Raw genomic sequence first — 25911 nt, forward strand, 5'->3', positions numbered from 1 at the left:
TAAGGAATCGGATCACATGTCCTTCTTCACCGAGCTGGCCCACCAGTACATTGATGGCGAGTGGAGGCCGGGAAGCGGCTCCTGGGACATCATCGATTTCAACCCGTACGACGGGGAGAAGCTGGCCTCGATCCCGGTCGCCACCGCCGTGGAGGTGGACCTGGCCTACCGTGCCGCGGAGCGCGCGCAGGAAGCCTGGGGTGCGACCAATCCCTACGCCCGCCGACTGGTCTTCGAGCGCGCCCTGCGGATCATCGAGGACCGCGAGCAGGAGATCACCGAGGCGATCATCGCGGAGCTGGGCGGCACGCATCTCAAGGCGGCCTTCGAGCTGCACCTCGCCAAGGAGTTCCTGCGCGAGGCGGTGCAGCTCTCCCTGCGGCCCGAGGGCCGGATCCTCCCCTCGCCGGTCGACGGCAAGGAGAACCGTGTCTACCGTCTGCCGGTCGGCGTCGTGGGCGTCATCAGCCCCTTCAACTTCCCCTTCCTGCTGTCGATCAAGTCGGTTGCCCCGGCGCTGGCGCTGGGCAACGCGGTGGTCCTCAAGCCGCACCAGAACACCCCGATCTGCGGCGGGTCCCTGGTGGCCAAGGTCTTCGAGGACGCCGGCCTGCCCGCCGGACTGCTGAACGTCGTCATCACCGACATAGCCGAGATAGGCGACGCGCTGCTGGAGCACCCGGTGCCGAAGGCCATCTCCTTCACCGGCTCGGACAAGGTGGGCAAGCATGTCGCCATCGCCTGCGCGGCCAACTTCAAGCGCGCCATTCTCGAACTGGGCGGCAACAGCGCGCTGATCGTGCTGGACGACGCGGACATCGACTACGCGGTGGACGCGGCGGTCTTCAGCCGTTACGTGCACCAGGGGCAGGTCTGCATGGCCGCCAACCGCGTCCTGGTGGACCGGAGCGTGGAGAAGGAGTTCACCGAGAAGTTCGTCGCCAAGGTCAAGACCCTGAAAGTCGGCGACCCGGCGGACCCGCAGACCCACATCGGCCCGCTCATCAACTCCACGCAGGCCGACGCGGTCACGGCACTGGTCGACCAGACCGTCGAGGCCGGCGCGACCGCGCTGCTGCACGGGACGTCCGAGGGCAATCTGGTGAGCCCGTCGGTGCTGACCGATCTCGAGGCCGACTCGCCGGTCCTGCAGCAGGAGATCTTCGGCCCGGTTGCTCTGATCGTGCCGTTCGACGGGGAGGACGAGGCGGTCAAGATCGCCAATGACACTCCGTACGGACTGAGCGGCGCGGTGCACACCGGCGACATCGAGCGGGGTGTACGGATCGCCCAGCGGATCAACACCGGAATGATCCACATCAACGACGGCACCGTCCACGACGAGCCGATCGTCCCCTTCGGCGGCGAGAAGCACTCCGGCAGCGGGCGGCTGAACGGTGAGTCGATGATCGAGGCGTTCACCACGCAGAAGTGGATCTCGGTGCAGCACGGCCGCTCGCAGTTCCCCTTCTGATACATCTCCGCGACGTCCGGCCCTTGCGGACAGAAGCTGACCGCAAGGGTCCGTAGCTTGGTTGTTGTCAGGACGGCACAGCCAAGCTCGGAAGGGCGGACATCATGGTCACTCACGTTCCCGCGGAGGCCCACGGCGACGAGCGCGGCGCGCTCCTCTCTTTCGTCGAGGCGCAGCGCGGCGCGATCCGCCGCTCGGTTCTGGGACTGACCGAGGAGCAGGCGGCGAGCCGTCCGAGCGCCAGCGAGTTCTCGCTGTCCGGACTGCTCAAGCACGTCGCTGAGACGGAGCTGAACTGGCTGCGGATGGCGCAGCAAAAGCTGGGGGCACCTTCCAGAGGCAGCTCTGGGGGAGAGAGGGCGCGCAACGAGGAGACCTGGGGCGACAGCCTCCGGCTCGTCGGCGAGGAGACGATCCCGGAAATGCTGGCGTTCTGGGACTCGGTCGCCAAGGAGACCGACGAGTTCATCCACTCCGTGCCCAGCCTGGACGACACCTTCCCGCTGCCCGACGCGCCCTGGTTCCCCAAGGACGGCGCGGTTTCGATGCGCTGGCTGATGCTGCATCTGGTGGAGGAGGTCGGCCGGCACGCGGGCCACGCGGACATCATCCGTGAGTCGCTGGACGGCAAGGGCTCGTTCGAGCTCGTGGCGCTGGAGAGCGGTCGGAGCTGGGGCGAGTAGGGGGCCGGCGGGGGTGCTCTCGCCGGCCCGGTCCGCGTACATCCGTGGTTCTCCGCGTACCCTAGTCAAAGTTGAATAGGAAGGGTACGCGCATGTCAGCGATCCGGCTGCTGGTCCTTGGAGCCGTACGCCAGCACGGGCGGGCGCACGGCTACCAGGTCCGCAACGATCTGGAGTACTGGGGCGCCCACGAGTGGTCCAACGCCAAGCCCGGCTCGATCTACCACGCGCTGAAGCAGATGGCGAAGCAAGGCCTGCTGCACGCCCATGAGATCGCGCCGTCGACTGCCGGCGGCCCGCCGCGCTCCGAGTACGAGATCACCGAGAAGGGCACCGAGGAGTTCTTCAAACTGCTTCGGGAATCCCTGACGGTCTACGACCAGAAGCTGGACATGCTCTCGGCGGGGATCGGCTTCATCGTCGATCTGAGGCGGGACGAGACCGTCGCGCTGCTGAAGGAGCGGGTGCGCGGCCTGGAGGAGTGGCGGGCCGCGGTGACGGAGTACTACACCCCCGAGGACGGTCCCCAGTCGCTCGGGCACATCGGCGAGATCATGAACCTGTGGGTCGGCTCCGCGGACTTCGGAGCCGAGTGGACACGGGGCCTGATCCGGCGGATCGAGGAGGGGGCGTACACCTTCTCGGGGGAGGGGGATCCCTTTGTGGGGGTGCTCGCCGAGGGCGAGGAGAACCCGTATGCCACGGGTGTGCCGCATGAGGGCGATCAGGGCTAATCAAGTTTGACCAATCGTGGATCCGGGGAGGATGCCTTCGAAGCAGTAATCAAGTTTGACTACTGGTTTTGCGGGTGCTTGAGGTGCTGGAGGAAGACGCATGACGGACGCGATCGTCGTCGAGGGCGCGCGGAAGCGGTACCGGGAGAAACGGGCACTGGACGGACTGGATCTGGCGGTGGTCCGCGGCACGGTGCACGGGGTGCTCGGGCCCAACGGCGCGGGCAAGACCACCGCCGTACGCATCATGGCGACGCTGATGCGGCACGACGAGGGCGTGGTGCGGGTGGCAGGCCACGACGTACGGACCGAGGCGGCCGAAGTACGGCGGCGGATCGGGCTGCTCGGGCAGCACGCGGCGGTCGACGAGGAGCTCGGCGGCCGGCAGAACACTGGAGATGTTCGGGCGGCTGTACCACCTGGGCGCTCGGCGGGCGGTCGCACGGGCGGACGAACTCCTGGAGCGGTTCGGGCTCGCGGACTCGGGCCGAAAGGCGGTCAAGCAGTACAGCGGCGGGATGCGCCGGCGGCTCGACCTGGCGGCGTCGCTGATCACCGAGCCGGAGGTGCTGTTCCTGGACGAGCCGACGACCGGGCTCGACCCGCGCGGGCGGGCCGAGGTGTGGAGCGCGGTGCGCTCACTGGTCGGCGGGGGCACGACCGTACTGCTGACCACGCAGTATCTGGAGGAGGCGGATCAGCTGGCCGACCGGATCTCGGTGATCGACGCCGGGCGGGTGATTGCGGACGGCACGGCGGACCAGCTGAAGGCGAAGCTCGGCGGCGACCGGATCGACATCGTCCTGCGTGACGCGGGACAACTGGCGTGCATTGCCTCGCTGTTGCCGGGCGAGGCAATCGTGGATGAGGACCGGAGGCTGGTCAGCGCGCCGGTGGACGACCGGATGGCGGCCCTGACCGAGGCCGTGCGCGCCCTGGAGGCGGCCGGCATCGAGGCGGAGGACATCGCCGTCCGGCGCCCCACGCTCGACGAGGTGTTCCTGCACCTCACTCAGGAGGTGTCCGCATGACCGTATGGGCTCTCACCGACTCCTGGACCATGACCCGGCGCGAACTCGCCCACTGGGCGCGGCAGCCGGTGCAGGTCGTCGTCGGCCTGGTCTTCCCGGTGATGCTGCTGCTGATGTTCGGCTATCTGGTCGGCGGCGGACGGGGCGTCGAAGGGGGGTACGTCGACTTCCTGGTCCCCGGCATGCTCGCGCTGACCATGGCCTTCGGCCTGGAGTCGACGATGCTGGCCGTCACCCAGGACCTGGGCAAGGGGGTCATCGACCGGTTCCGCTCCATGCCGATGGCGAGCTCCGCGGTGCTGGTCGGGCGGAGCGTGGCGGACATGCTCCAGTCGGCGCTCAGCCTGGTCGTGATGATCGGCGTCGGGTACGCGATCGGCTGGCGCTGGCACGGCGGATTCGTCTCGCTCCTGGGGGCGGTGGGTCTGCTGCTCCTGCTGCGGTTCGCAATGCTGTGGATCGGGATCCATCTGGCAATGGTCGCGGGCAAGCCGGAGATGGTGCAGGCCGTGCAGATCCTGGTGTGGCCGATCGGCTTCCTCTCCAACGCCTTCGCGACGCCGGAGTCGATGCCGGGCTGGCTGGGCGCGGCCGTCGAGTGGAACCCCATGTCGGCTACGGCCACGGCGGTAAGGGATCTGTCCGGCATCCCGGGCGTGGCGGACGGCTCCTGGGCGGCGGAGCACGCCCAGCTGATGGCGGCGGTGTGGCCACTCGCGCTGGTGGCGGTGTTCTTCCCGTTGGCGGTTCGGCGGTTCAGGCGGCTCAGTCACTGACTGCCGGGGCGGGGCGGCCGTCAGTGGTGGAAGGCGGTCGCCGCCGCCGTGTCCTTGCTCAACGGGTAGGGCTGGCGGCGCAGTTCGGGCAGCAGCCGGTTCAGATCCTCCATCAGCAGCTCCGCGAGATCGGAGGAGAAGCCGTTGCGGCAGACCACGCGGAGTACGGAGAGATCCTCTCGGTTGGCCGGGAAGGTGTACGCGGGCACCAGCCAGCTGTGCTCGCGCAGCCGCCGCGAGACGTCGAAGACGTCGAAGTTCTGCACGCCTGGCGCGGTGGTGACGGCGAACACGGGCAACTCGTCGCCGCGGGTGAGGAGTTCGAAGTCGCCCAGGGCCCCGAACTGGGCGGCGAGCCCGCGGGCGACGTCCCGGGATGTCTGCTGGACGGCCCGGTAGCCCTCCCGGCCCAGCCGCAGAAAGGTGTAGTACTGCGCGACGACCTGGGCGCCGGGGCGCGAGAAGTTCAGGGCGAAGGTGGGCATGTCGCCGCCCAGATAGTTGACCCGGAAGACCAGTTCCTCGGGCAACTCGGCACCCGTGCGCCACAGCGCCCAGCCGACGCCGGGATACACCAGGCCGTACTTGTGCCCGGAGGTGTTGATCGAGGAGACCCGTGGCAGCCGGAAGTCCCAGACGAGGTCCTCGTCGACGAAGGGCGCGACCATCGCGCCGGACGCCCCGTCGACATGGACGGGGATGTCCAGGCCGGTGCGCTCCTGGAGGGCGTCCAGGCCGGCGCAGACCTCGGCGACCGGTTCGTAGGACCCGTCGAAGGTCGAGCCGAGCACGGCTACTACGCCGATGGTGTTCTCGTCGCAGAGATCGGCCGCCGCCTGCGGATCGAGATGGAAGCGGTCGCCCTCCATGGGCACAAGCCGCGGCTCGACCTCCCAGAAGGTGCAGAACTTGTCCCAGCAGACCTGGACGTTGATGCCCATCACGAGATTCGGGCGGGCTGTCGCGGGATAGCGGTCGGCGTTGCGCTTCGTCCAGCGGCGCTTGAGTGCCAGGCCGGCCAGCATGCAGGCCTCGCTGGAGCCGGTGGTCGAGCAGCCGACCGCGGCGGCCGGGTCCGGGGCGTTCCAGAGGTCGGCGAGCATGGCCACACAGCGCCGCTCCAGCTCGGCGGTGCGCGGGTACTCGTCCTTGTCGATCATGTTCTTGTCCTGGCACTCCGACATCAGCACCCCCGCCTGTGGCTCCATCCAGGTGGTGACGAAGGTGGCGAGGTTGAGCCGGGAGTTGCCGTCGAGCATCAGCTCGTCATGGACCAGGCGGTACGCCGTCGAGGGTGGCAGCGGGCCGTCGGGAAGCCGGTGGGTGGGCGGGGCCGAGGTCATTCCGCTGACCGGGTCGGCCGCGCCGTAGAAAGGGTTGAGGGAGAGCCTGCGAGCTTCCTCCGCGTCCTCGGGGGCACTGCTGCCCGCGCCCTTGTGGAGTGGCATCGTCCTCACCGCCTTTCTGCTCCGGGCTGTAAGCGTTCAGGTCCCAGGCTCGTACGGGCTTGCACCTCACGCAACGTGAGGCAGCAGGCTGAGGCGCGTAACGAAAACGAAGGAGCGGAGAGCGATGAGCTACTTGGTGGGACAGGTTGCCGCGTTTGCCGGAGTGACGGTGCGCACGCTGCACCACTACGACGAGATCGGACTGCTTTCGCCGGGCGGCCGCAGCCACGCGGGCCACCGGCGTTACGACGACGCCGACCTCGACCGGCTGCAGCAGATCCTGTTCTACCGGGAGCTCGGCTTCCCGCTCGACGAGGTCGCGGCACTTCTCGACGACCCGGACGCGGACCCGCAGGAGCACCTGCGCAGGCAGCACGAGCTGCTGACGGTCCGGATCGAGAAGCTGCAGAAGATGGCCGAGGCCGTCGAACACGCCATGGAGGCACGGAAAATGGGCATCAATCTCACGCCCGAGGAGAAGTTCGAGGTCTTCGGGGACAAGGACCCCGAGCAGTACGCCGAGGAGGCCGAGCGGCGCTGGGGCGGCACCGCCAACTACGCCGAGTCGCAGCGGCGGGTCGCGGGCTACACCAAGGACGACTGGAAGCGCATGCAGGAGGAGGTCGCCGACTGGGGCGCCCGCTACGACGCCCTGATGACGGACGGTGAGCCGCCGACCGGAGAGCGGGCCATGGACATGGCCGAGGAGCACCGGCAGCACATCACCAAGTGGTTCTACGAGTGCACCTACGAGATCCACACGGGGCTCGGCGAGATGTATGTCTCGGACGAGCGGTTCCGCGCGTTCTACGACTCCACCAGGCCGGGGCTCGCCGTCCATCTGCGTGACGCGATCCTCGCGAACGCGGTGCGGGGCAGCTGATCGCGTCCGGGCCCCGGCCCGGACCCGGCCCGGGCGCGAGCCCGGCTCAGCTCCGGGCCAGGACCACCGCCGTGCCGTACGCGCAGACCTCCGTGCCCACGTCCGCCGCCTCCGACACGTCGAAGCGGAACATCAGCACGGCGTTGGCCCCGCGCGAGCGCGCCTGCTCGACCAGGCGCTCCATCGCCTGATTGCGGGTCTCGACCAGGGTCTTGGTCAGCCCCTTGAGCTCGCCGCCGATCATCGACTTGAGGCCCGCGCCGATCTGGCTGCCCAGATGCCGTGAGCGCACGGTGAGGCCGAAGACCTCTCCGATGACCTCCTGCACCTGAAATCCGGCTACGTCGTTCGTGGTGACGACCAGTACGTCGGACCCCGGTCCCTGTCCGCCGCCGAAATCTTCGATGCCCATCAGCGTCCACCTTCCGTACGGCTCCCATGCAGCTTTCTGAGGCTTGTGACGCACAGCTTTGTCCCAGTCGGAGCACGGTGCATCCTGAGCTGGCCGATGGAACGTGGAACGGCCGCGATGCGTTGATAGCTTTGGGCTGCCGACTACGCCGAATACACGGCCGAATCGACGATCGACCGACTATCGACTACTCAGGAGCCCGGACCTCGTGACTACCCTTGCGCTCGGACCGAGCTGGCTGGACCCGGACTATCTGATCTCGACCTTCGGCCTGATCGGGGTCCTGGTCATCGTCTTCGCCGAATCCGGCCTGCTCATCGGCTTCTTCCTGCCGGGTGACTCGCTGCTGTTCACCACCGGCCTGCTGGTGACCACCGGAGCGCTTGACGTCCCGCTGTGGGCGGTGTGCGCCTTGATCGTCCTCGCCGCCGTCATCGGCGACCAGGTCGGCTATCTCTTCGGCCGCAAGGTCGGCCCATCGCTCTTCAAGCGCCCCGACTCCAGGCTCTTCAAGCAGGAGAACGTCGAGAAGGCGCACGATTTCTTCGAGAAGTACGGCCCCAAGTCGCTGGTGCTCGCCCGCTTCGTGCCCATTGTGCGTACGTTCACGCCGATCATCGCCGGTGTGAGCCGGATGAACTACCGCTCGTTCATCACCTTCAACGTCATCGGCGGCACCCTGTGGGGTGCGGGCGTCACCCTGCTCGGCGCCGCGCTGGGCAAGGTCGATTTCGTCAACAAGCACATCGAATCGATCCTGATCCTCATCGTGCTGCTCTCGGTGCTGCCGATCGCGATCGAGTTCCTGCGGGCCCGTTCCCGGGGGAAGAAGGAAGCCGCCGCAGCGGGACCGGCCGACGAGGTGCCCCCGGCGCAGCACGGCCGCCACGCCAAGCGCTGAATCCGTCCGTACGAGAACTAAAAGCCGCGCGTCCGCTTGGCCGCGCGGCGTTCGGCCCGCCCCTCGCCGGCCGGCACCCTCAGGACCAGCCGGGAGATCTCGCTTCCCAGGTTCACCCCGATCGCGATGGCCAGCGCCAGGGCGGCGGCCTTGGACAGCGAGGCGAGACCCGCGTTCAGGTCGTTCCTGGCGATCTCCAGCAGTCCGAAGTACGTCGCGCTACCGGGCAGCAGTGGGCCGATGGCAGCGGTGACGTACGGCAGCGCGGAGGCGAACCGGTAGCGCGAGAGCAGCTGCCCGAACAGGCCCACCAGACCGGCCGCTGCGGCCGTGGCCACGACCGGCGGGATTTCGGCGGTGTCCGCGAGCGCGCCGTACACCACCCAGGCCACCCCGCCGTTGAGTGTCACCAGCAGCACGGTGTTGCGTTCCTGCTGCAGCAGTATGGCGAAGCACAGCGACAGTGCCATGGCCGCCAGCGTCTGGACGATCGGCCGCTCGACGCTGTGGATGGCCGTCTCCGGGTTGAGGCTCGAGCCCAGCGCGATGCCCAGATAGAGCACGCTCAGTACGCCGATGACGATGCCGACGACGAGATAGCCGACTTCGAGCAACCGCGCGGCGGCGGTGATGTAGAAGCCGGTCAGGCCGTCCTGTACGCCGGCGACCAGGGCCCGCCCCGGGATCAGCGCGAACAGCCCACCGGTGATCACCGCGGAGGCGCGTACGTCCAGCGGCGACAGCGTCAGCGCGACGCCCATCGCGGCCGACGGCATGGCCGCCGCGACGAACTGGTAGAACTCCGGCAGTCCGCGGCCCGCGAACAGCCAGGCCAGCCGGTCGCCGAGCATCGCGCTGACCGCCGCCGCCAGGAACACCAGCACCCCGCCGCCGACCAGCACGGACGCCGCGCCCGCAAGCAGGCCGCCGGCCAAGGTGAGCGCCCAGCCGGGGTAGGGGTGGCGATTGCGGCGGATCTCGGCGAGACGCCGGTAGGCCTCCTCCAGCGATACGTCGACGTCCTCGGAACTGATGTCGTGGACGAGTCGGTAGACGGCGGCCAGCCGGGTGTAGTCGGTGCCCCGGCGCCGTACGGTCCGGTTCGCCGTCACCGGGTCGTCGACCAGCGACGGCTGGTAGGTGATCGACAGCAGGGTGAAGGTGACGGTCGGCTCGCAGCGGTCGAGGCCGTACGAAACCGAGATGGCGAACATGGCCGCCTCGACGTCCTCCGCGCCCTCACCGCCCGCGAGCAGCAGCTCGCCGATACGCAGCGTCAGGTCCAGCACACGCGGCACGGCGGGACCGGCCTCGTCCTGCCGCTGCGCGTACTCCGGCACCGGCCGCTCGCCGACCGGGATGCGCAGCATCGCCCGCATCCGGTCCTGCCAGGGCGCGTGCTTGGTCAGCCGGATCATCGGCATGCCGTGCGCGGGGGTGAAGGCGGGCGGCGACTTCCTGGCGCTGTAGGTGCTGGGCGGTGCGAACGCGGAGCCCTCCTGCTCGGCGGGCGCTTCGGGGGCGAGCCCGGCCGGAACCGCGAACTCCGAGGACGGATGGTCCTCCTCGGGTGCCTCCGGCTGTCCCACCCCTGCCGGCGGGGTGAAGGCGCTGTGCGCCTCGTCGGACTGAGGCTTCCGGTCTTCCGGACCCTCCGGCTCCGCCACCACGTGCTGCCCTCGCTCCCGATCGTGTCGCCGTGTCAGATCAGTATGGACACGCCCACAAGACCACACGAACCCCGGCCGTCGGCCACCGGTCCAGGGCGCACGACGGGCGGCGCACCCGTGGGGTGCGCCGCCCGTACGAGCAGCTCAGCGCGAGGTCAGTGCGCGCCGCCGTGTGCCTCCAGGCGCTTGTAGGACGCCTCGATCTCCGCCTCCGCCTCGGTGCGGCCGACCCAGTTCGCGCCCTCGACCGACTTGCCGGGCTCCAGGTCCTTGTAGACCTCGAAGAAGTGCTGGATCTCCAGGCGGTCGAACTCCGACACATGGTGGATGTCCCGCAGGTGCTCCACCCGCGGGTCGGAGGCCGGCACGCAGAGCAGCTTGTCGTCGCCGCCCGCCTCGTCCGTCATCCGGAACATGCCGATCGCGCGGCACTTGATCAGGCAGCCGGGGAAGGTCGGCTCGTCAAGGATGACCAGTGCGTCCAGCGGGTCGCCGTCCTCGCCGAGGGTGTTCTCGACGAAGCCGTAGTCGGCCGGGTAGCTGGTCGAGGTGAAGAGTCGACGGTCCAGGCGGATCCGACCGGTCTCGTGGTCCACCTCGTACTTGTTCCGCGAACCCTTCGGGATCTCGATGGTGACGTCGAACTCCACGGGTGGCTCCTCCATGATCAACACATACAACTGGTGGTTAAGTGTCCCTCACGCAGGTGTGTGATCGCGAAAGGGGCTGGTGCGAGGTGCCAGAGGTCAGGACATGGCAGCTCACCGCGGGCGCCGCCGTGGTCGGCCTCGCCCTCGCCGCCGGGGCTGTGGCCGCGGCCGGTCCGTGGGACTCCGGTCAGCGTAAGGCCGAGAGAGAGCGGGCCGCTGCCCTGAGCGTCCCAGGTGGCGCACATCACGAGGCCGCCAGGCCGAAGCGCCCGGCGCCCGCGCCCAGCGCGCCCGGCGTGCTCGCCGCCCTGGGCGCCCCCACGACCACGGCGCCGGCCCCGCGGACCACCCCTGCCGGCCTCGCCAGGGTGCTCGCCCCGCTGCTCGGCGACCCCGGTCTCGGCACGGTCCGTACGGCCTCGGTCATCGATGTCGCGACGGGCAGGCAGTTGTACGGAAAGGGGGCCGCGGACCCCATGACCCCGGCCTCCACCATCAAGATCGCCACCTCGGCCGCGGCCCTGTCGGCGCTCGGTCCGGACCACCGCATCCCCACCACGGTCGTCGCCTCCAAGGACGCGAAGGAGCTCACGCTGGTCGGCGGCGGCGACGCGACCCTCGACACTGCCGGCCTGCGCACCCTCGCCGACCGTACCGCGCGCGCCCTGCGCGAGCGCGGGGTGACGACGGTCCGCCTGGCGTACGACACCTCGCTCTACAAGGGCCCCGGGCTGCACCCCATCGGCCCCAACGTGAACATCGCCCCGGTCAGCGCCCTGATGGTCGGCGAAGGGCGGCTTGCGGGTACCTTCCAGGCCTCAGGCTCTGAGGGAGAGGGGGCCACCGGCGCCGCGGACCGCAGCGGCGACCCGGCGGGCGACGCCGCCCGCGCCTTCGGGCGGCTGTTGAACGAGCGGGGCATCCACAGTTCAGCGACGCCCGCCCCCGGCCGGCCCGCTGCCGGAGCCAAGCCCGTCGCCAAGGTGCTCTCCCCGCCCCTCTCGGCTCTGGTCGAGCGGGCCCTGACGCACAGTGACAACGACATCGCCGAGGCCCTCGCCCGCCAGACCGCCCTGGCGACCGGAGAGGAGGCGAGCTTCGCGGGCGCGGAGCGCGCCGTCACCAAGCAACTGACCCGGCTGAAGCTCCCGTTGACCGGCGCCCGCTTCGCCGACGGCAGCGGACTCAGCCGCCAGGACAAACTCTCCGCCGGCCTGCTGACCGCACTGCTGGCCCGCGCCGCCGACCCGGCCCACCCCGAGCTGCGCCCGGTCCTCACCGGCCTCCCGGTCGCGGGCTTCAGCGGGACCCTTCAGACCCGCTACACCGAGACCTCGCCGGGCACCGGACTGGTGCGCGCCAAGACGGGCACGCTGACCGGTGTGAATACCCTGGCCGGCACGGTCGTCGCCCCGGACGGCCGTCTCCTCGCCTTCGCCTTCCTCGCCGGGAACACCGCCTCCAGGGAGGACGCCCAGCCCGCCCTGGACCGGCTGGCCGCGGCGCTGGCATCGTGATGTTCCCGGCGAACCGGCCGGTTCCAACGACTCACCGACGGACGAGCCGACAACGTACGGTTGACGCATGACGAGCATCGGTGGTGCCGAGATGGTCGACTGGAACCTCGCTGTGGCGACCGCGACCCGCTTCGTGCGGCCCGGGCCCGACGTGAGCAGGGAAGAGGCGCGCGCCGTCGTCGCCGAGCTGCGACGGCATGCCAAGGCGTCCGAGGAACATGTGCGGGGCTTCACCCGGATGATCCCGGAAGGCCACGAACCGCTGGACACGCCTGTGCTGGTCGTGGACCGGGCCGGGTGGGTCAGGGCGAACGTCGCGGGCTTCCGCGAGCTGCTCAAGCCGCTGCTGGACAAGATGCAGGAACGCCGTCCGGGCGGCCCCGGCGGCGCGGTGCTCGGCGCGGTCGGCGGCAAGGTCACCGGCGTGGAGCTGGGGATGCTGCTGTCGTTCCTTGCCTCGCGGGTTCTCGGGCAGTACGAGACCTTCGCCCCGCCCACCCGTGAGTTGCCCGCCTCAAAGAACGGCGGCGGACGGCTGCTGCTCGTCGCCCCGAACATCGTGCACGTGGAGCGTGAACTGGAAGTCGAGCCGCACGACTTCAGGCTCTGGGTCTGTCTCCACGAGGAGACCCACCGCACCCAGTTCACCGGCGTGCCGTGGCTGCGCGACCACCTCGAGGGCGAGATCCAGTCATTCCTCGGGGAGACCGAGGTCGACCCTATGACAGTCCTGGAGCGCTTCCGGGAGGCTGCCCAGTCGCTGTCCGGCGCGCGCCCCGAGGGCGAGGAGGACGAGGGCGGCCGCTCCATCGTCGAGCTGGTGCAGACCCCCGCCCAGCGCGAGATCCTCGGCCGGCTGACCGCCGTCATGTCGCTGCTCGAGGGCCACGCGGACTATGTGATGGACGGCGTCGGGCCCGATGTCGTGCCCTCCGTCGCCGAGATCCGGGAGAAGTTCCAGCAGCGCAGGGCACGTGGCGCGAGCCGTCTCGACCAGGCGCTGCGCAAGCTGCTCGGGCTCGACGCCAAGCTGCGTCAGTACCGCGACGGCGAGCGATTCGTGCGCTCCGTCGTGGAGGAGGTCGGTATGGATGGATTCAACCGTGTCTGGACGTCTCCGAACACCCTCCCCACCAAGGCGGAGATCGCCAAACCGGCGGACTGGGTCGCGAGAGTGCACCGTAAAGCAGAGTCGTGAGCGGGCGGCCGCCAACGGCAGAAGAACGCCCCAGTAATCACCCATCCGAGGGACCGTAGGCAATGGGTAGGCGTGCAATGCTCGGATATCGGCTCGGATCTGTCACCATCGACGCACTCTGAGTGACTAATCCTCCGTCCCGACTCCGACCGAGGCACCCCCCAACTTTTCACGAAGGGCACCGGACATGGGTCCCCATCCTGCGGTCGCGGCGATACGCCTGGCGGTCCGCCGCGTACTCCACGACGTACTCACTGAACACTCCGATCGCGTCGCGCGCTCCGTGAGCCACGCGACTTCCGCGTACTCCGCCTACTCCGCGTCCCCCTCGCCCTCCGCGACGAAGACCGCGACGAATCCCGCGAACCCCACCTCCGCAGGCGAGCAGCCGCTCGTCCTTGTGGCGTGCTCGGGCGGCGCCGACTCCATGGCCCTCGCCTCCGCCCTCGCCTTTGAAGCCCGCAAACTCTCCGTCCGGGCCGGCGGCATCACCGTCGACCACGGCCTCCAGGATGGCTCCGACCTCCGCGCCGCCGAGGTCGCCGCCCGGCTCACCGCGATGCAGCTCGACCCCGTCGAAGCCATCTCGGTACGGGTCGGCCGCGACGGCGGACCCGAGGCCGCGGCCCGCGACGCCCGCTACGCGGCCCTCGACGATGCCGCAGAGCGCTACGGCGCCGCGGCCGTGCTGCTCGGCCACACCCGCGACGACCAAGCTGAAACCGTCCTGCTGGGCCTCGCCCGCGGCTCCGGCATCCGCTCGCTGTCCGGAATGGCCGCCATCTCGGGGGCCACCGGCCGTTACCGCCGCCCCTTCCTCCAGCTCGACCGGCAGACCGCCCGCAAGGCCTGCATGGTCCAGTCGCTGCCCGTCTGGGACGACCCGCACAACGCCGATCCGGCCTACACCCGCTCCCGGTTGCGCCACGAAGGCCTGCCCGCCTTGGAGAAGGCGCTCGGCAAAGGCGTCGTCGAGGCCCTGGCCCGTACCGCACAGCTCTCCCGCGACGATGCCGACGCCCTGGACACCTGGGCCGCCGACGCGGACGCCGCCGTACGGGACGACACAGGTCAGCTGCAGTGCGCGAAGCTGTACGCGCTGCCGCCCGCCGTGCGCCGCCGGGTGCTGCGCCGGGCCGTCATCGAGGCCGGTGCGCCCGCCGGTTCACTCTTCGCCCGGCACGTCGAGGAAGTCGACCGCCTGATCACGAGCTGGCGCGGCCAGGGAGCCATCAATCTGCCCGGCCGCGTCGAGGCTCGACGGCAGGGTGGCAGACTGGTCATTCGGCAAGGCTGACGCAGCACGACGAAAGTGGCCCGGGTGAACGAGAAGGACATGGGCACCGACCTCCAGTCGGTGCTCATCACCAAGGAAGAGATCGACGCGAAGCTGGGCGAGCTGGCGGCGAAGATCGACGCAGAGTACGCGGGCAAGGACCTGCTCATCGTCGGTGTCCTCAAGGGCGCCGTGATGGTGATGGCGGACCTGGCGCGTGCCCTGTCCACCCCCGTCACCATGGACTGGATGGCTGTGTCGTCCTACGGCGCGGGCACCCAGTCTTCGGGCGTGGTTCGGATCCTCAAGGACCTGGACACCGACATCAAGGGCAAGCACGTCCTGATCGTCGAGGACATCATCGACTCCGGCCTCACGCTCTCCTGGCTGCTGTCGAATCTCGGCTCGCGCGAGCCGGCCTCCCTCGAGGTCTGCACCCTGCTGCGTAAGCCGGATGCCGCGAAGGTCGCGATCGACGTGAAGTGGATCGGCTTCGACATTCCCAATGAGTTCGTCATCGGGTATGGCCTGGATTACGCCGAGAAGTACCGCAATCTGCCGTTCGTCGGCACGCTCGCACCGCACGTATACGGCGGCTGAAGCCCCACAGAGGCAACGGGAACCCTTGCCTCCTTCCCGCCGTTGGAGCAAGGGAAGGCGGCCGCGGGTGACAATGCTGGGGTACCGTCCGAAGAACAGTCTTTTCTCACAGCAGCATTTACCTACGGGCAGGAGGGACGGGGCGAATTCGCTCCGTATGGATGGACGTGAAGCGATACTTCCGTGGGCCGGTCATGTGGATCGTGCTGGCCGTCCTCGCCGTGGTCGTGTTGATGCAGGTCGTCGGCTCGTCCGGCGGCTACAAGACGGTGGACACCGGCGAGGTCGTCCAGGCGATCGACAAGAACCAGGTCGACCAGGTCAAGCTGACCACAGGCGACGAACAGATCATCAAGGTTGACCTGAAGGGCAACCAGAAGGTCAAGGGCAGCGACAAGATCCAGGCGAGCTACATCGGCACCCAGGGTGCCGATCTGGCCAACAAGCTGCAGACGAAGTACGAGGCCGGCGACATCGAGAAGGGTTACACCGTCTCGCCGTCGAAGCAGAGCCCGTTCGTATCGGTGCTGCTCTCGCTGCTGCCCTTCGTTCTGATCGTCGTGGTCTTCCTCTTCCTCATGAATCAGATGCAGGGCGGCGGCTCCCGAGTCATGAACTTCGGGAAGTCCAAGGCCAAGCTGATCACCAAGGACACCCCGAAAACGACCTTCTCCGATGTGGCGGGGGCCGACGAGGCGGTCGAGGAGCTCCACGAGATCAAGGAGTTCCTGCAGGAGCCGGCCAAGTTCCAGGCGGTCGGCGCCAAGATCCCGAAGGGTGTGCTGCTGTACGGCCCGCCCGGCACGGGCAAGACGCTGCTCGCGCGCGCCGTTGCGGGCGAGGCGGGCGTCCCGTTCTACTCGATCTCCGGTTCCGACTTCGTCGAGATGTTCGTCGGCGTCGGCGCCTCCCGGGTGCGCGACCTCTTCGAGCAGGCCAAGGCGAACGCCCCGGCGATCGTCTTCGTCGACGAGATCGACGCCGTCGGCCGGCACCGCGGTGCGGGTCTCGGCGGCGGCCACGACGAGCGTGAGCAGACGCTCAACCAGCTGCTCGTCGAGATGGACGGCTTCGACGTGAAGGGCGGCGTCATCCTGATCGCCGCCACCAACCGGCCGGACATCCTTGACCCGGCGCTGCTGCGCCCGGGCCGGTTCGACCGGCAGATCGCCGTAGACCGTCCGGACATGCAGGGCCGTCTCGAGATCCTCAAGGTCCACCAGAAGGGCAAGCCGGTCGCCCCGGACGTCGACCTGGGCGCTGTCGCCCGGCGTACGCCCGGCTTCACCGGCGCGGACCTGTCGAACGTGCTGAACGAAGCGGCGCTCCTGACGGCGCGCAGCGACAAGAAGCTGATCGACAACCACGCCCTGGACGAGGCGATCGACCGTGTCGTGGCGGGCCCGCAGAAGCGGACCCGGATCATGTCGGACAAGGAAAAGAAGATCACCGCGTACCACGAGGGCGGTCACGCCCTGGTCGCGGCGGCTTCGCCGAACTCCGACCCGGTCCACAAGATCACGATCCTGTCCCGTGGCCGGGCGCTCGGTTACACCATGGTCCTGCCGGACGAGGACAAGTACTCCACCACGCGCAATGAAATGCTCGACCAACTGGCATACATGCTGGGTGGCCGCGCGGCGGAGGAGCTCGTCTTCCACGATCCGACCACTGGTGCTGCCAACGACATCGAGAAGGCCACGACCACGGCCCGCGCGATGGTCACGCAGTACGGCATGACCGAGCGGCTCGGCGCGATCAAGTTCGGTGGCGACAACTCGGAGCCGTTCCTGGGCCGTGAGATGGCTCACCAGCGGGACTACTCCGAAGAGGTCGCGGCACTGGTCGACGAAGAGGTCAAGAAGCTCATCGAGACCGCGCACAATGAGGCCTGGGAGATCCTCGTCGAGAACCGCGACGTTCTCGACAGCCTGGTTCTCCAGCTGCTGGAGAAGGAGACCCTCGGCAAGGAGCAGATCGCCGAGATCTTCGCGCCCATCGTGAAGCGCCCGGCCCGCCCGGCGTGGACCGGCTCCTCGCGGCGTACGCCGTCGACGCGGCCGCCGGTGCTCTCGCCGAAAGAGCTGGCGCTTACCAACGGCGCCGTCGGCACCAATGGGGCGGTGCCCACGGACGCCGCCCCGGCGATCGAGGCGGTCCCGGAGGAGCGTCCGGAGAGCTGACCCGTCCTGCGCTGTGGCCACACAGGGCCCGGAATGGATGCCGCGTCCCCCAGGTTTTAGCCTGGGGGACGCGGCATTCCCGTATGCCTGCACGTCAGAGTAAGAGGAACGAGGCACAGATGACCGACCCGGTGACGCTGGACGGCGAGGGCACGATCGGCGAGTTCGACGAGAAGCGGGCCGAGAACGCCGTACGCGAGCTCCTCATCGCGGTCGGGGAGGACCCGGACCGCGAGGGCCTGCGGGAGACGCCGACGCGTGTGGCGCGCGCGTACCGGGAGATATTCGCGGGGCTGTGGCAGCAGCCGAAGGACGTCCTGACGACGACGTTCGACCTCGGTCACGACGAGATGGTCCTGGTGAAGGACATCGAGGTCATGAGCTCCTGCGAGCATCACCTGGTGCCGTTCCACGGGGTGGCGCATGTCGGGTACATCCCGTCGTCGGACGGGAAGATCACGGGGCTGTCGAAGCTGGCCCGCCTCGTGGACGTCTTCGCGCGCCGGCCGCAGGTGCAGGAGCGGCTGACGACGCAGATAGCGGACTCGCTGATGGAGATCCTGGAGCCGCGCGGCGTGATTGTGGTCGTCGAGTGCGAGCACATGTGCATGACGATGCGGGGAGTGCGTAAGCCGGGGGCGAAGACGATCACGTCGGCGGTGCGGGGGCAGTTGCGGGATCCGGCGACGCGCAATGAGGCGATGAGCTTGATCATGGCGCGCTGAGGGGGTGCAGCCCCGCCCCTTCGAGGCTCACTGCCGATGTGCGGCTCCGCCGCGTGGGGAGGCGGAGCACGGCCAAACCGGACCTACGCGCGGGCCGTGCCCTCGCCGTCGTCGTCCTCCGGGAGTTTGCAGACCCGCTCGAGGAAGAACGCCGCCGCGATCACGCCGATCCCCGCCACCACCGACAAAGCCGCGTAGATCGCCTGGTCCCGGCGCGCCGGGATGTCCAGGGAGCTCAGTAGGTACACGCCCGTGCCGCCGTACATGCCCGAGACCAGGGCCGCCACCAGCGCGCTCGCCTGGCCGAAGACCACCGCGCGGGCCGCCATCAGTGGCTCTACGCCCTTCGCCCCCGGGCGTCGTTCCCGCTGGGCCCGCAGCCGCGCGCGGAGCGAGAGCGCGGTCGCGGTGAGGATGACGGCGATCACCGCCAGCACGATCGGCGCGGCCAGCGGCACGCTCGGCAGGGTGCCGAACGCCTCCCACAGGCGGGCGCCGCCCCAGGACAGCACCCCCGCCGCGGCGAAGAGACCGGCAAGTACACCGAGCCGTAGTTGCTTCACCGAGAGTGCCGCCCTTCACCTGTCCGCCGTACGCAAGAGCCTAACGACTAGTCGGGCAGACGGAGTTCCAGGTCGGCGCGGGGGACCACGGCCTCCCGCCCGACGCCGGCCAGCAGTTGCGTCACCGAACCGTAACCCGCAATCTGCGCCTCCGGTTCGATGTCGTGCCACGGGGCGAGCACGAACGCGCGCTGGTGGGCGCGCGGGTGGGGGAGCGTGAGCGACGGGTCGTCGGAGACCACTTCGGCGTACGCCACGATGTCGACGTCGATGGTGCGCGGACCCCAGCGCTCCTCGCGGACCCGGTCGAAGGCCTCTTCGATGGCCTGCCCGCGCTCCAGCAGGGAGGACGGCGGAAGCGTGGTTTTGATCACAACGACCGCGTTGAAGTACGAGGGCTGGCTGCCGGGCTCGACCCCCCACGGCTCCGTCTCGTACACCGGAGACACGGCCTTGACCCGCAGCCCGGGCGTGTCCTCGAGCGCGTCGATCGCGCCTTGGAGGGTCTCCAGCCGGTTGCCGAGGTTGGAGCCGAGGGCGATCACGGCCCGTTTCGGATTGGACAGGGTGATGTCCGCCGCGTCGACCTGCTCCACCACGGAGGCGGGCACCGGCTGCACGGTCGGGTCGCTCTGCGTCCCGTTGGAAAACACGGTCATACTCGGCTCCGGGTGATCGTGATGGTCACGTCGTCGAACGGCACCGTGATCGGTGCGTCCGGCTTGTGCACGACCACCTCGACCTCTTCGACGCCGTCGTGCTTGAGACACTGTTGGGCGATCCGCTCCGCCAGCGTCTCGATCAGGTCGACGGGCTCGCCCTCGACGACCGCGACGACCTCCTCCGCCACAATGCCGTAGTGCACGGTCTTCGCCAGGTCGTCGTCGGCCGCCGCGGGGCGGGTGTCGAGGCCGAGCATCAGGTCCACGATGAACGTCTGGCCCTCCTCGCGCTCCCGGGGGAAAACGCCATGGTGCCCGCGGGCCTTGAGGCCGCGCAGCGCGACACGATCCACGCGAATCACTCCTGCTGTCGTTGGTCTTGCGGGCACATGGCCGCGTGCGGGCGGCCCGTGTCCACCATCGAATCTACCTGCGAGCACTGACAGCGCTCGCCCACGGGGGCACTGTGGCCGGGCGCCCCGCGAGGCTGGTAGCCGCCCCTACCCGGAGGCCCGGAATTCCAACCTCCATAGGGGCGCTTACCCACTTACGAGGGGCTGTCCTCGTCCTCTTCGTCGTCGCTTTCCGCCAGTACGGGTGATCCGTGATGTGACCAGATCTTCCAACCGTCGGATGTGCGACGGAACACATTGGTGGCGACGACGAGCTGGCCGACGAGCGGGCCGAGTTCACCGCTCTCCTCGGCGGGGCCGCCGCTGAGGATGTTCTCCGTACAGGTCACCAGGGCGGTGTCGCCGGCGAGGCTCACCTTGAGGTCGGTGAGGAAGAACTGGATGTACTCGGTGTTCGCCATGATCAGGGCGTACGAGCGGAGCACTTCGCCGCGACCGGAGAGCACGGGCCAGCCGGGGTGGATGCACGAGATGCCCTCGTCCAGCCAGAGGCTGGAGAGCTCATCGAAGTCACCGCGCTCCATCGTCTCGTAGAACGTGGTGTTGGCAGCTTCGACCAGCTCTACCTCGGTACGGCTCACCGGGCGGCCTCGATGGCCCGGGCGACGCGGACGGCGTCGGCCGTGGCTCGCACTTCGTGGACGCGGACGGCCCACGCGCCCTCGTGTGCCGCGATGGCGGAGACCGCGGCGGTGGCGGAGTCCCGCTCCCTGGCGGGTGGCGGAGCGCCCTCCTTCGCCAGTACGTGCCCGAGGAACCGCTTGCGGGAGGCCGCGACGAGCACGGGGCGGCCGAGCGCGCGTAGCTCGGCGAGGTGGGCGACGAGGGCGAGGTCGTGCTCGGCCTGCTTGGCGAAGCCGAGGCCGGGGTCGATGACGAGGCGCTCGGGGGCGATGCCGCCGGCGACGACGGCGTCCATGCGGTCGCGCAGCTCGGTGACGACTTCGGCGACGACGTCGGCGTAGACGGCGCGGCTGTTCATGTCGTGGCTGAAGCCGCGCCAGTGCATGACGACGAAGGGGACGCCGGTAGCGGCGACGGCGGGCACCATGCGGGGGTCGGCGAGGCCGCCGCTGACGTCGTTGACGAGGACAGCGCCGGCGGCGACGGCCTTCTCGGCGACGGAGGCGCGCATGGTGTCGACGGAAACGGTGACGCCCTCGGCGGCGAGGCCGCGTACGACGGGGATCACGCGCCGCAACTCCTCGTCCTCGTCGACGCGGCTGGCGCCGGGCCTGGTGGACTCGCCGCCGACATCGACGAGATCGGCGCCTTCGGTGGCGAGGCCGAGGCCGCGCTTGACGGCGGCGGTGGTGTCGAACCAGCGGCCGCCGTCGGAGAAGGAATCGGGCGTCACATTGACGACCCCCATGACCGCACAGCGATCCCACTCCGGCAGCCCACTGGCTGTGCCCCGTCCGCGCAACGTACTCATACGCCCAGCCTAGGCCCGCGAGTCGGGCCACCAGTCACGCCGGTGGGCTCGGGCAGGGTTTGTTTCCCCACCCGCCCGCCCGTGAGATGTGGGGGTACTGGGCACCCCCCACGGGCCCCGTCGGGTGCGGCAGCCTCGCGCCGCGGGGTTGAGGGTGAGCCTTTTCGGGCGGGAAGCCGGCCAGGGCCCCGCTGCCCGGCGGGGGCGGCGGGGTACCCCCGACCCCCGGGGTGCCGCTGCGCGGCAGCTGGGCGGGGCCGACTGTCGTCACGGCAGGCGGGCGGGCCGGACCGCCCCGTGGCGGGCAGCCGGGCCGCCCCGTGGCGGGCAGTTGGGCCGTCCGGGCGGGCCGGGCCGGCCCCCTTTCCTACGCCGCGCGGATCTCGTGTTCCGGCTGGGGGGGCGTGACGTGGGCGCACGGGCGCGGCTGGCGCGTCGGGCGGCGGCGGGGGAAGAGGCGGGGGAGCGCGATGTTCACGAAGCCCTCTGCCTGCATCGCGGCGAAGCTGATGCGCGGGAGGTCGCGGGTGTTGCGGAAGACCACGAAGCGCGGCTCCCATCGGGGCTGGAACTTCGCATTGAACTTGTACAGCGACTCGATCTGGAACCAGCGGGACAAGAACACCAGCAGTCCGCGCCACATTCGCAGGACCGGGCCCGCGCCGATCTTCTCGCCGCGGGCGAGCGCCGAGCGGAACATCGCGAAGTTGAGCGAGACCCGCTCGATCTTCAGCCCCGGCGACGCCTGCAGCGAGGCGACAATCAGCAGTTCGTTCATGCCCGGGTCGGCCGAGCGGTCGCGCCGCATCAGTTCCAGGGACATGCCGTCCGTGCCCCACGGGACAAAGTGGATGATCGCCTTCAGGTCCCCGTAGGGGGACTCCGCGTCCTCCCTGTGGGCCGTGGCGATCACCGCGTCGCCGTCGGCCGGGTCGCCTATCCGGCCCAGCGCCATCGAGAAGCCCCGCTCGGTGTCGGTGCCGCGCCAGGCCGCCGCGGCCAGCCGTATCTGCTTCAGCTCCTCGTCGGAGATGTCACGAGCGCGCCGTACCCGGGTCTCATAGCCGTTGCGCTCGATGCGCTTCACCATCTGGCGTACGTTGCGCATCGCGCGCCCGGTGAGGGAGAAATCCGCGGCATCCACCACCGCCTCGTCCCCGAGTTCCAGCGCGTCCAGCCCCGTCTCCCGGGTCCAGACCTCGCCGCCGGTCTCCGAACAGCCCATCACCGCCGGGGTCCAGGAGTGCGCCTTCGCCTCGTCCATGAAGCGCTCGATCGCGCCCGGCCAGGCCTCGACGTCGCCTATCGGGTCGCCGCTGGCGAGCATCACGCCGGAGACCACGCGGTAGCAGACCGCCGCCTTGCCGCTGGGTGAGAAGACGACGCCCTTGTCGCGGCGGAGCGCGAAGTGCCCCAGCGAGTCGCGGCTGCCATGCCTGACCAGCAGGTCGCGCAGTCGGCGCTCGTCGTCCTCGGTGAGGCGCGCGGCCGGATGCTCCGGCCGGAAGGCCAAGTAGATCGTGGTGACGGCGGTCAGCAGGCCGAGCGCACCGAGGGAGTAACCGACGGTCCAGGAGACCCCGTCGCCGTACTCGACGGGACCTTCGAAGCCGAAGAGCCCGTACAGGACATGCTCCAGGCGGTCCGTCAGGCTCGGGCTGCCGACCACCTTGCGCGGGTGCGCGCTGACGATGACCAGGCCAAGACCCAGCGAACCGACGCCCATGAGGATGAAGTTGGCGAGCGCCTTCCACCGGCTGCGCGGATCTGGCAGCGCCGCGAATTCACTCCTGTGGCGCACCAGCAGCGTCAGAAGCGCCAGCGAGAGCAGTACGCCGATGACCGAGTGCCGGTAGATGAACTGCCCCACCGCCCCGGCCGGCAGCAGAATCACCGCGGCCCGCCAGGCCCGGCGCTTGTGGCGCTTGAGCCCGTGGGCGAGCAGCAGCAGCAGTACGCCGGCGCTCAGCGAGAGCGCCGCGGCAAACGGCCCGGCCCCCGGCAGCACCTCGGCGAGGGAGTGCATGCGGCTGTGCCGGAAGCGGGGGAAGACCCCGGAGCCGATGTCGATCAGGCCGACGAGTGTGCAGGCCGTGCCGACCAGCGTAGGGACCGCTTCCGGGCGGGGGCCGCGCAGCACGCGACGCACCCAATACGGAACCAATCCTGATTTGTCCTCATCTACCGTTACAGACATCGCTTCCCGTGGCTCCGCGAGAGATCCGTGTCCGTGGGCCGTAAAACTTTGGGCTCCGGACGATTTGCGTTCTCTAGGACGGGACTTCCGGGGGGTGGGTTCACTCATTCACAGAAAATTCTCAAGGAAGAAAGCTCACCTGACTCATGGGTCTGACCAGTAACAAAGTTCTGGCCTTGGCCATCCTCGTGGCGGTGCTGTTGTTCACAGCCACGATCTGGCTCTGGCCGCGGCTCGCCCGCCACGGCTGGCGCGCCGTGACCGGCAGGATCGGGCTGCTGCTGGCGACCCAGCTCGCGCTCTTCGCCGCGGTCGGCCTCGCGGCCAACAGCTCCTTCCTCTTCTACGGCTCTTGGGCCGACCTCTTCGGTCAGAAGCAGGACCTCGGTGTGGTCGTGGACCACTCGGCCGGCGGAAAGCGGATCAAGGTCGTCGAGAAGCGGAAGCTGGATGTGCCGGGCGGCTCGCGGCCCGCGATGGGCGGTCAGATTCAGAAGGTCGTCATCGCGGGCGAGAAGTCGAAGATCCACAGCCCGGCATATGTCTATCTGCCACCGGAGTATTTCCAGGCTAAATACGCGGAGAGAACATTTCCGGCTGCTGTCGTGCTGACCGGGTACCCGGGGACCGCGGAGAATCTGCTCAAGGGGCTGCAGTACCCCAGGACGGCGTATCGGCTGGCCAAGCACGGCAAGGTGCAGCCGATGATCCTGGTCATGCTGCGACCGACCGTCGCGCCGCCGCGGGACACCGAATGCGTGGACATACCGGGCGGGCCGCAGACCGAGACCTACTTCGCCAAGGATCTGCCGAAGGCGGTCTCTCGGACCTACCGGGTCGGGACCAAGCCCCGGAACTGGGGCTTCATCGGGAACTCGACCGGCGGCTACTGTGCCCTGAAGATCGCGCTGCACCACCCGGAGCAGTTCGCCGCGAGTGCGGGCCTCTCCGCGTACTACAAGGCCGCCGACGACCCCACCACCGGGGATCTCTTCCACGGCAACAAGAAGGAGAAGAACCGGGCCAACTTGCTGTGGAGTCTGGACCACCTGCCGCAGGGGAAGTCGTCCTTCCTGGTGACCAGTTCCAAGGCGGGCGAGGGGAACCTGAGGTCGACCCTGCAGTTCATCGACAAGGTGAAGTCGCCCGCGCGCGTCTCGTCGATCACGCTCGACAGCGGCGGGCACAACTTCAACACCTGGCGGCGCGAGATCCCGCCGGCCCTGGTGTGGATCAGCGGCAGGCTCAGCGCTTCGTAAACTGCGCTTTGTTGACTAACTGGCCGTCTTGACCGTTTCGATCGTCTCCAGCGCTACCGCGGTACGGGGGATGTCCTGTGCGTCCGCGTCGATCGAGCGGCGCAGCGCCTCGTGCAGCCGGGCCGGTGTGAGGACCCCGAGGAAGCGCCCGGTCTCCTCCTTGTCAATGACCGCGATCCAGCCCGCATCGTGCTGGAGCATGGTGGCGAAGGCCTGCCTGAGGGAGGCGCCGACGGGCAGCCAGGCCTCCATCCAGTGGGCGTGTTCACGCACGGAGCCGGGCTGCCGTGCCTGCTCGGCGGAGATCCAGCCGTGCAGATTGTCCTCGCTGTCCAGCACGACGGCCCAGCGGGAGCCGAGCTCCCGGGGCAGCGGGTCGTCGAGATGCACGACGGGCGGCTGCAACAGATCGCCTTCCTCGATGGGCGTGACGGACAGCCGCTTGAGGCCGCGGTCCGCGCCGACGAAGTCCGCGACGTACGGGGTCGCGGGGTCGCCGAGGACGGCGGCCGGGGCGTCGAACTGCTCGATCCGCCCCTGTCCGTAGACGGCGATACGGTCGCCGAGGCGGACGGCCTCCTCGATGTCGTGGGTGACGAAGAGGACGGTCTTCTTGACCTGGGACTGGAGCCTGAGGAACTCGTTCTGCAGATGCTCGCGCACCACCGGGTCGACCGCGCCGAAAGGCTCGTCCATCAGCAGAACGGGCGGGTCGGCCGCCAGCGCCCGGGCCACGCCGACGCGCTGGCGCTGGCCGCCGGAGAGCTGCTCGGGGTAGCGGTCGCCGTACGTCTTGGGGTCCAGGCCCACCAGGTCGAGGAGCTCGGCGGCGCGCTCACGGCCCTTGCCGCGCTGCCAGCCGAGGAGATGGGGGACGGTCGCCGTGTTCTCCAGGACCGTTTTGTGCGGGAAAAGGCCGACCTGCTGGATCACATAGCCGATACGGCGGCGCAGTTGCACGGGGTCGATGGCGGATATGTCGGCCCCGTCGAGGAATATCCGGCCGCTGCTCGGCTCGATCAGGCGGTTGACCATTTTCATGGTGGTGGTCTTGCCGCAGCCGGACGGTCCGACGAGCGTGACCAGTTCGCCCTCGGCGACCTCGAACGACAGGTCGTCGACCGCTGTCGTCCCGTCCGGGTACCGCTTGGTGACGTGCTCGAAACGGATCATGGTTCCCCATTGTGACGGGTGTTGTGTGAAAGCCATGTTGCTGCAACG

The 25911-nt window shown here is 69.2% G+C and carries 24 protein-coding genes and 1 pseudogene; 14 read left to right on the forward strand and 11 right to left on the reverse strand.

The annotated features are described in order from the left end of the window. Window positions 1-16: 16 nt before the first annotated feature. The 5 genes and pseudogenes from ACWDO5_RS13080 (at window position 17) to ACWDO5_RS13100 (ending at window position 4698) form a co-directional block, all read left to right on the forward strand. Window positions 17-1474: an aldehyde dehydrogenase family protein gene (locus tag ACWDO5_RS13080; protein WP_450530356.1), complete on the forward strand. Its 1458-nt coding sequence runs from the start codon at window positions 17-19 to the stop codon at window positions 1472-1474. A gap of 104 nt (window positions 1475-1578) precedes the next feature. Next, window positions 1579-2157: a DinB family protein gene (locus ACWDO5_RS13085; protein ID WP_450530357.1), complete on the forward strand. Its 579-nt coding sequence runs from the start codon at window positions 1579-1581 to the stop codon at window positions 2155-2157. A 92-nt stretch (window positions 2158-2249) separates the two neighbouring features. After that, window positions 2250-2891 (forward strand): PadR family transcriptional regulator, encoded by a 642-nt coding sequence (locus ACWDO5_RS13090; protein ID WP_450530358.1) that lies wholly within the window; start codon window positions 2250-2252, stop codon window positions 2889-2891. Between the two features lie 100 nt (window positions 2892-2991). Beyond that, a pseudogene (locus ACWDO5_RS13095) lies at window positions 2992-3922 on the forward strand (ATP-binding cassette domain-containing protein). After that, window positions 3919-4698, forward strand: coding sequence for an ABC transporter permease (locus tag ACWDO5_RS13100; protein WP_450530359.1), 780 nt, complete (start codon window positions 3919-3921; stop codon window positions 4696-4698). The pseudogene ACWDO5_RS13095 and the gene ACWDO5_RS13100 overlap by 4 nt, the downstream one beginning before the upstream one ends. Before the next feature lie 20 nt (window positions 4699-4718). On the opposite strand, the gene ACWDO5_RS13105 is transcribed toward ACWDO5_RS13100, so the two are convergent. Then, window positions 4719-6146, reverse strand: coding sequence for a glutamate decarboxylase (locus ACWDO5_RS13105; RefSeq protein ID WP_450530360.1), 1428 nt, complete (start codon window positions 6144-6146; stop codon window positions 4719-4721). Between the two features lie 124 nt (window positions 6147-6270). On the opposite strand from ACWDO5_RS13105, the gene ACWDO5_RS13110 reads away from it, so the two are divergent. After that, window positions 6271-7029 carry a MerR family transcriptional regulator gene (locus tag ACWDO5_RS13110; RefSeq protein WP_450530361.1) on the forward strand — a complete coding sequence of 253 codons (759 nt, stop codon included), beginning with the start codon at window positions 6271-6273 and terminating at the stop codon, window positions 7027-7029. 46 nt (window positions 7030-7075) lie between these two features. On the opposite strand, the gene ACWDO5_RS13115 is transcribed toward ACWDO5_RS13110, so the two are convergent. Continuing rightward, a complete protein-coding gene (locus ACWDO5_RS13115; RefSeq protein ID WP_450530362.1) occupies window positions 7076-7441 on the reverse strand; it encodes a YbjQ family protein in 366 nt (121 codons plus the stop codon). A gap of 208 nt (window positions 7442-7649) precedes the next feature. On the opposite strand from ACWDO5_RS13115, the gene ACWDO5_RS13120 reads away from it, so the two are divergent. Continuing rightward, window positions 7650-8342, forward strand: a complete 693-nt coding sequence (locus tag ACWDO5_RS13120) for a DedA family protein (protein ID WP_450530363.1) — start codon at window positions 7650-7652, stop codon at window positions 8340-8342. 17 nt (window positions 8343-8359) lie between these two features. On the opposite strand, the gene ACWDO5_RS13125 is transcribed toward ACWDO5_RS13120, so the two are convergent. Further along, window positions 8360-10012 (reverse strand): threonine/serine exporter family protein, encoded by a 1653-nt coding sequence (locus ACWDO5_RS13125; RefSeq protein WP_450530364.1) that lies wholly within the window; start codon window positions 10010-10012, stop codon window positions 8360-8362. Window positions 10013-10167: 155 nt separating this feature from the next. Beyond that, window positions 10168-10662, reverse strand: coding sequence for an inorganic diphosphatase (locus ACWDO5_RS13130; RefSeq protein ID WP_450530365.1), 495 nt, complete (start codon window positions 10660-10662; stop codon window positions 10168-10170). 86 nt (window positions 10663-10748) lie between these two features. Between ACWDO5_RS13130 and dacB the strand changes: the two genes are divergently transcribed. The 6 genes from dacB (at window position 10749) to folE (ending at window position 18161) form a co-directional block, all read left to right on the forward strand. Next, the gene (gene dacB, locus ACWDO5_RS13135) at window positions 10749-12179 is read left to right on the forward strand and encodes a D-alanyl-D-alanine carboxypeptidase/D-alanyl-D-alanine endopeptidase (RefSeq protein ID WP_450530366.1); all 1431 of its coding nucleotides are present in this window, start codon (window positions 10749-10751) and stop codon (window positions 12177-12179) included. Between the two features lie 67 nt (window positions 12180-12246). Continuing rightward, entirely contained in the window at window positions 12247-13377 is a 1131-nt protein-coding gene (locus tag ACWDO5_RS13140) for a zinc-dependent metalloprotease (RefSeq protein ID WP_450530367.1), read from the forward strand. A gap of 187 nt (window positions 13378-13564) precedes the next feature. Further along, a complete protein-coding gene (gene tilS / locus ACWDO5_RS13145) occupies window positions 13565-14674 on the forward strand; it encodes a tRNA lysidine(34) synthetase TilS (RefSeq protein WP_450530368.1) in 1110 nt (369 codons plus the stop codon). 39 nt (window positions 14675-14713) lie between these two features. Beyond that, on the forward strand, window positions 14714-15253 hold the full coding sequence (hpt, locus tag ACWDO5_RS13150; protein ID WP_307665870.1) for a hypoxanthine phosphoribosyltransferase: 540 nt from the start codon (window positions 14714-14716) through the stop codon (window positions 15251-15253). A gap of 161 nt (window positions 15254-15414) precedes the next feature. Further along, on the forward strand, window positions 15415-17436 hold the full coding sequence (ftsH, locus tag ACWDO5_RS13155; RefSeq protein WP_450530369.1) for an ATP-dependent zinc metalloprotease FtsH: 2022 nt from the start codon (window positions 15415-15417) through the stop codon (window positions 17434-17436). A 119-nt stretch (window positions 17437-17555) separates the two neighbouring features. Beyond that, entirely contained in the window at window positions 17556-18161 is a 606-nt protein-coding gene (gene folE, locus ACWDO5_RS13160; protein ID WP_450530370.1) for a GTP cyclohydrolase I FolE, read from the forward strand. A gap of 83 nt (window positions 18162-18244) precedes the next feature. Here the strand turns inward: folE and ACWDO5_RS13165 are convergent, their stop codons facing one another. The 6 genes from ACWDO5_RS13165 to ACWDO5_RS13190 form a co-directional block, all read right to left on the reverse strand. Further along, window positions 18245-18724: a DUF3180 domain-containing protein gene (locus ACWDO5_RS13165; protein WP_450530371.1), complete on the reverse strand. Its 480-nt coding sequence runs from the start codon at window positions 18722-18724 to the stop codon at window positions 18245-18247. A gap of 47 nt (window positions 18725-18771) precedes the next feature. Beyond that, window positions 18772-19383, reverse strand: coding sequence for a 2-amino-4-hydroxy-6-hydroxymethyldihydropteridine diphosphokinase (gene folK / locus ACWDO5_RS13170; protein ID WP_450530372.1), 612 nt, complete (start codon window positions 19381-19383; stop codon window positions 18772-18774). Next, window positions 19380-19739, reverse strand: a complete 360-nt coding sequence (gene folB / locus ACWDO5_RS13175; protein ID WP_450530373.1) for a dihydroneopterin aldolase — start codon at window positions 19737-19739, stop codon at window positions 19380-19382. The genes folK and folB overlap by 4 nt, the downstream gene beginning before the upstream one ends. A gap of 194 nt (window positions 19740-19933) precedes the next feature. After that, the gene (locus ACWDO5_RS13180) at window positions 19934-20380 is read right to left on the reverse strand and encodes a nuclear transport factor 2 family protein (RefSeq protein WP_450530374.1); all 447 of its coding nucleotides are present in this window, start codon (window positions 20378-20380) and stop codon (window positions 19934-19936) included. Continuing rightward, a complete protein-coding gene (gene folP, locus ACWDO5_RS13185) occupies window positions 20377-21234 on the reverse strand; it encodes a dihydropteroate synthase (RefSeq protein ID WP_450530375.1) in 858 nt (285 codons plus the stop codon). Before folP ends, ACWDO5_RS13180 begins: the two co-directional genes overlap by 4 nt. Window positions 21235-21601: 367 nt before the next feature. Beyond that, window positions 21602-23431, reverse strand: a complete 1830-nt coding sequence (locus ACWDO5_RS13190; RefSeq protein WP_450530376.1) for a phosphatidylglycerol lysyltransferase domain-containing protein — start codon at window positions 23429-23431, stop codon at window positions 21602-21604. 146 nt (window positions 23432-23577) lie between these two features. Here ACWDO5_RS13190 and ACWDO5_RS13195 point away from each other — a divergent pair, with 146 nt between their 5' ends. After that, window positions 23578-24690: an alpha/beta hydrolase gene (locus ACWDO5_RS13195; RefSeq protein WP_450530377.1), complete on the forward strand. Its 1113-nt coding sequence runs from the start codon at window positions 23578-23580 to the stop codon at window positions 24688-24690. A gap of 15 nt (window positions 24691-24705) precedes the next feature. Here ACWDO5_RS13195 and ACWDO5_RS13200 read toward each other — a convergent pair whose 3' ends face one another. Next, window positions 24706-25863 (reverse strand): ABC transporter ATP-binding protein, encoded by a 1158-nt coding sequence (locus tag ACWDO5_RS13200; RefSeq protein ID WP_450530378.1) that lies wholly within the window; start codon window positions 25861-25863, stop codon window positions 24706-24708. Window positions 25864-25911: the final 48 nt, after the last annotated feature.

The organism is Streptomyces sp. NPDC000880, assembly GCF_053599675.1.